This is a genomic window from Cobetia sp. SIMBA_158 (genome assembly GCF_046566945.1).
Taxonomy (GTDB): domain Bacteria; phylum Pseudomonadota; class Gammaproteobacteria; order Pseudomonadales; family Halomonadaceae; genus Cobetia; species Cobetia amphilecti.
Window position 1 is genome coordinate 1 of sequence record NZ_JAWJYL010000141.1, and the last position, 334, is coordinate 334.

Consider the following 334-nt stretch of genomic DNA (forward strand, 5'->3'; position numbering starts at 1 on the left):
AGGCCTTGTTGCACGCATGAAGTATAGGAGCTTAACGTTAAAGGATGGCAGAATGCTTGAAGATCCATTAGCGCAGGGGGCATTATGAGTTTACTGTTTAAAAGCCGCCAAAACAAAAACGAAAAACAAAAAAAATCAGTTATTTCAAATGGCTACTTTTTTATCGTTAATATTTTTCGCCAAGGGATTCATAGCCTGGGTGAAATGTGGCGTACGCCACTGGCATCTATGATGACAATTGCGGTACTTGGATTAAGCTTAACGCTTCCTGCCACACTTTACTTAGTGGTTAAAAATGTGCAGCAAGTAAGTAGTGGCTTTGAAGAGGCTAGTG

1 pseudogene is annotated in these 334 nt (G+C 40.7%); it reads left to right on the forward strand.

Features of this window, described 5'->3' with window-relative positions:
• Nucleotides 1–84 precede the first annotated feature (84 nt).
• Nucleotides 85–334 (forward strand): annotated as a pseudogene (locus R2R70_RS19345) (hypothetical protein); the annotation flags it as partial.